This is a genomic window from Roseiarcus sp. (assembly GCF_052145395.1).
Classification (GTDB): domain Bacteria; phylum Pseudomonadota; class Alphaproteobacteria; order Rhizobiales; family Beijerinckiaceae; genus Roseiarcus.
In genome coordinates this window covers 1-4,904 of sequence record NZ_JBKQOT010000262.1, presented here as the reverse complement: position 1 = coordinate 4,904, position 4,904 = coordinate 1, and the positions used below count along the sequence as shown (strand labels likewise).

3 protein-coding genes are annotated in these 4,904 nt (G+C 63.7%); all 3 read left to right on the top strand.

Translation table 11 applies throughout. From position 1 onward, the window contains the following. Positions 1–255: 255 nt before the first annotated feature. Positions 256–1,920: a PQQ-dependent dehydrogenase, methanol/ethanol family gene (locus tag ACLP25_RS08820; protein ID WP_442468829.1), complete on the top strand. Its 1,665-nt coding sequence runs from the start codon at positions 256–258 to the stop codon at positions 1,918–1,920. Positions 1,921–1,947: 27 nt separating this feature from the next. Further along, complete coding sequence (locus tag ACLP25_RS08815; protein ID WP_442468828.1) at positions 1,948–3,192, top strand: c-type cytochrome; 1,245 nt, start codon at positions 1,948–1,950, stop codon at positions 3,190–3,192. 190 nt (positions 3,193–3,382) lie between these two features. Then, on the top strand, positions 3,383–4,904 hold a 1,522-nt coding region (locus ACLP25_RS08810), incomplete at its 3' end, for a TonB-dependent receptor (protein WP_442468827.1).

The following is a 4,904-nucleotide window of genomic DNA, read 5'->3' as shown; positions in this document are numbered from 1 at the left end:
TCAAGGGAGAACTCGTGACAAGGTTTTTGATCTTAAGACCGAAATCAAATCGCCGTCGCCCCGGCGGCGCTGTAGCAAACGCAACCTTACAGCGGCCCCAATCTCGCCCTAACGTCTGACATGCCTTCGTCAATTGACCGCGGCGGTCGTTGGGACTCGCGGGCTATGAACAGGTTCGTGCGATAATAGATTTGGAGGAAACGCAATGGAAAAATTTTCGGGCGCGCTCCTCGCGAGCGAGTTCTCGTTACTCTGTTGTTTGGTTTTGCACCAGCCAGCGCAAATGAATCGGTCATCAAGGGCGGCCAAGACCCAAACGAATGGGCGGTCTATGGCAAGGATTACGCGAACACCCGCTTCAGCCCGCTGAAGTCGATCAACACCGGAAACGTCGGCAATCTCAAGCTCGCCTATTCGTTCCAGCTCGGCTCGTTGCGCTCGAACGAAGCCACGCCGCTGGTGATCGGCGACACGCTGTACGTCTCCACCTCCTGGGGGCCAAAGTACGTCTCTGCGCTCGACGCGGCGACCGGCGCGAAGAAATGGACCTATGAGCCCGACTTGCCCGACGACGTGCTGCAGTTCGCCTGCTGCGACGTCAACAGCCGCGGCGTGAGCTACGCGGATGGCAAGCTGTTCGTCGGCCGCCTGGACGGCAAGCTCGTGGCGCTCGACGCCAAGACCGGCAAGGAGCTGTGGAAGGCCGACGTCGTCGACTACACCCAAGGCTCGGTCATCACGTCGCCTCCCTTGGTGGTCAACGACAAGGTCATCACCGGCTTCGGCGGCGGCGAATATGGCGTGCGCGGCTCCTTGCAAGCCTATGACATCAATACCGGCAAGCAGGTCTGGAGGACTTACACCGTTCCGCTCAAGAACGAGCCGAACGGCGACACCTGGAGGGGCGATTCCGCCGAACACGGCGGCGGCGCAGCCTGGCTTGTCGGCTCTTACGATCCCAAGACCAACACCGTCTTCTGGGGCACCTCGAACCCCGGCCCGTGGAACACCGCCATCCGCTCGAGCGGCAACGGCGACTTTGGCAAGCTGATCAATCTTTACACAGCCTCGACCCTGGCGCTCGACGCCGACACCGGCAAGATCAAGTGGTGGGTGCAAGGCACTCCCGCCGACGCCTGGGACTACGACGGCGTCAACGAACTCGTGCTCACCGACCTCAAGATCGACGGGCAGACTGTCCCGACCTACTTGAAGGCCGACCGCAACGGCTTCTTCTTTGTCGTCAACCGCGAGACGGGCAAGGTCTTGTCGGCGGAGAAATATGTTCCCACCACCTGGGCCGAGAAATGGGACATCGCCACCAGCCGAGCCGTCGAGGACCCAGACAAGCGCGCGGGCATGCCCAATCACCCTGCCAAGGGAGTCTGCCCGAACCTGATCGGCGGCAAGAACTGGCAGCCGATGTCCTACAACCCGGAGACGGGCCTCGTTTACATCCCGTCCAACAACGTCTGCATGGACTGGTCGGTCAGCGACGTCACGTATAAGCGCGGCGTCTTCTATCTCGGCGGCGAATTCCCCCCGCATGATGGCCCGGGCGGCTATGATGGCGAACTGATCGCCTGGGATCCGGTCAAGCACGAAAAGGTCTGGGGCCTGAAGTCCGACCTGCCGTTCAACGGCGGCACACTGACCACCGGTGGCGACTTGGTGTTCCAGGGCGACCTGCACGGGGATTTCCGCGCGCTCGACGCCAAGACCGGCGAGGAATTGTGGAAGAAGAACCTCGGCTCGGGCATGGGCGCGGGCCCAATTACTTACAAGGTGAACGGGAAGCAGTATGTCGCGGTGGTGGTTGGCCGCACCGTTTCGCTGGCGGCGTTCCTCGGCGACATCGGCAACAAGATGCTCGCCGCGACGCCAGAGGGCGGCGCGCTGTTCGTGTTCACCGTCGACTGATTGAAAGACGAAAGGGAGGAGACGGCCATGCGTTTCGGTTTTCTAGAAAAGACGTTGACCGTCTCCGTCCTGGCGACGGCGGCCTGCGCGGGCCTCGCGCTCGCCGAGGACCCGCCGAAAGCCCCTCTGCGCCTGTGCGCGGACCCCGCCAATCTGCCGTTCTCGAGCGACGATCCGGCAAATCCCGGCCTCTATCTCGAGATCGGCGACGCCATCGGCAAGGCCCTCGGCCGGCCGGTGACGCATGTCTGGTATCGCACCTATTTCGGTAAGCGCGCGGTGCGCGTGACCATGCTCGCCGACCAATGCGACGCGACCATCGGCCTCCCTCAGAGCGACGACTTCATGGGGCCGAAGGTCATTTTCTCCAAGCCGTTGTTCAATCTCGGCTACGCCATCATCGCGCCGAAGGGGGCTGCGATCGCGAGCGTGGAGGAGCTGAAGGGCAAGCGCGTGGCGGTTCAGTTCGAAACCGAGCCGCAGAACATCGTCGGTCCGCGCGATGAGATCGAGTCCATCACAGTGCTTTCGCCTGACGCAGGCATGAAGGCGCTCGCCGACGGCCGGGCCGACGCAGCCTTGCTTTGGGCCCCGACCGCAGGGTACCTCAACAAGACCGCCTATGACGGGCGCTTTGCGATCACGCCGATCGACGGCCCACATCTGAGTTATCCGGCCGCAATCGGCTACGCCAAGGGTTCGAAGGACTTGCGCGACGCGATCGACGCCACGCTGCCGGAAGTGTCCAAATCATTCCCCGCGCTGTTCGCCAAATATGGCCTCGGTCCTGACGCGCCGGCGACTGCCGCCGCCGACAAGCCCGCGGTCGTCGAGAAGGCCGCCGTCGTGGTCGCGCAGGAAGCCCCGCCCTCCTCCCAGGCGGCCCCCGCTCCCAGCGCGCCTCCGCCGACCCAGACGGCGGCCGCCGAAACTGGAGAGAAGGACCCCGGCAAGCCGGCCGGGGACGGGACCGGCGAGTTCGACATCGCGCCGAAGGCGCCGGCCGCCACGCCCGAGCTGATCGCCGAGGGCCAGGAGGTGTTCAACGGCACCTGCGCCCATTGCCACGGCCCCAACGCCGAGCAGGGCGTCAAGAAGATCGACCTGCGCCGCCTGACGCTGCGCTATGGCGACGGCGCCCACAACATGTTCTGGAAGACCGTCCACGAGGGCCGTCCGACCAAGGGCATGCCGACATGGAAGGGCGTCTTCACGGACGAGCAGTTCACGGAGATCTTTGCGTTCCTATCGTCGATCCAGTCGACGGAGTAGTCGAACCCTGATGCTCCGTCCTGAGCGCGGCTTCGGACGCCGAGCCCGGGCGTGCGCCTCAAGGAGAAGGCTGCCGCGCCCGGCAGATCAAGGGCAAGGTCGCTCATGACTATCGTGACGCGCCGGCGCCCGCTTTCCCTTGAGCGCAACGCTGGTTTAGGCATCCCGAGCGTCGGGAGGAAAAGGTTAGATGTCGAAGCCATCGTGTTTCGCGTGCTGCGTCGTCGCCGGCCTTCTCGCTGGCGCGATGGCCGCCAACGCGGACACAATCGAGCTGCCGACCTTCGACGTCGTCGCCACCACGCCGCTCAGCGGCGGCGAGATCGACGTCTCGAGGGTCCCCGGCACGGTCTGGCAGACCGGCGCTGAGGACATCCAGACTTTCCACGATTCGACGATCACCGACACGCTGGCGCGTCAGGCGCCGGGCGTCACGGTCGGGAATGTCTCGGGCAACGACTTCCAGCCCGACGTCAGCTACCGCGGCTTCGACGCGACGCCGGTGACCGGGACGCCGATCGGCCTCGCCGTCTACCAAAATGGCGTGCGCATCAACGAGGCCTTCGGCGACACGGTGAACTGGGACCTTATTCCCGAGAACGCGATCGACAAGATGACGATCGTCGCCGGCAATCCGGTCTTTGGGTTGAACGCCCTCGGCGGCGCGCTCAACGTGACGATGAAAAATGGCTTCACCGGGCAAGGTTTTGAAGCCGATCTTCGCGGCGGCTCGTTCACCCGCGCGCAGGAGGAGCTTCAGTTCGGCAAGCAGGTCGGCGACTGGTCGGTCTACATCGCAGGAACACAGATCAACGACGGCGGCTGGCGGGTCGATAGCGCGTCGCAACTCACCAACGTCTACGGCGACGTCGGCTACAGGGCGAACGGGTTTGAATCGCACCTCCAACTGACCGCGGGGAACACCCAGTTCGGCGCCGCTGCTTTCACGCCGCTCCAGGAGCTGCAAAGCAATTGGAGCAGCGTCTATACCGTTCCGCAGACGACCGATAACCAGATGGCCATGCTCGCCTGGACCGGGAACTACGCGTACTCGAGCACGCTGAGTTTCCAGGGCGGTCTCTACTTCCGCTCGTTCAACCAGCAGCATGTCGACGGCAACTCGACCGACTTATACGGTTGTCCGCCCTATTCGTGTCTCAACGGTTATCCGGCGCACGACGCGCTTGGCGGAATCATCCCCAACATTTCGCAGAACGGGACGATCGACCTCGGCGAGATCGATCGCTTCCGGACCCAATCACGTTCGCTTGGCGGCAGCGCGCAGGCGGTCGACACCGACAAGGTCGACGGCCACGACAACACGTTCACCATCGGCGCCTCGCTCGACTATGGCTGGACCAATTTCACCGGCAACAGCCAGCTCGGCGTCGTCCCGGGATTCGTCAACAACTCCCTGCCGGTGATCGGCTTCCCCTACATCATAGACGAGCCCGACAGTTACCTGGCGCCCGTCGCGGCCAAAGCGAACAACGCCTATGTCGGCCTCTACGCGCTCGACGCGTTCAACGCGACCGATCGCCTGACGTTGACCGGCGGCGCGCGCTTCAATTTCGCGGAACTCAATCTCTCGGGCGAGAACGGTGCTTTCACCAACGGCGCCTCGACGTTCTTCCATCTCAATCCGACCGTCGGCCTCACCTACAAGATCACGCCCGACATCAACTTCTATGCCGGCTACGCCATGTCCAACC

What these genes read in the sequence shown, in the direction of transcription:
- ACLP25_RS08815 (WP_442468828.1), top strand. Translation starts at nt 1,948, where the DNA reads ATGCGTTTCGGTTTTCTAGAAAAGACGTTGACCGTCTCCGTCCTGGCG.